Here is a 255-nt window from a genome sequence, read left to right on the forward strand (position 1 = left end):
TGGTGGACCTGGGCTTCCCCGAATTCACCCGCCACGTGAAGGACCTGGGCAGCGAGCTGGCGTGCGCGTTGCTGGAGAAGTACCCCACGGCCGAGGCCTTCCGCGCCGCGCGCATGCGAGAGGTGGCTTACCTGCGTTACGACGGCCGGCACTTCGTCGGCCGCGAGCTGGCCGAGGCCCTGCTGCAAGCGGCCAGGGTGAGTGTCGGGGCCCACCATGGCGAGGCCTGGCGCGTCCAGGTGCGCTACGCGTGCG

At 71.4% G+C, this 255-nt stretch carries 1 protein-coding gene; it reads left to right on the plus strand.

The window, feature by feature from the left end; all coding sequences use genetic code 11:
* Positions 1–255 (plus strand): hypothetical protein (locus tag U8525_RS34645; RefSeq protein WP_374271000.1); only part of this gene is annotated, 255 nt, incomplete at both ends.

Source organism: Corallococcus sp. RDP092CA (genome assembly GCF_041903675.1).
In the GTDB taxonomy this organism is placed as follows: domain Bacteria; phylum Myxococcota; class Myxococcia; order Myxococcales; family Myxococcaceae; genus Corallococcus.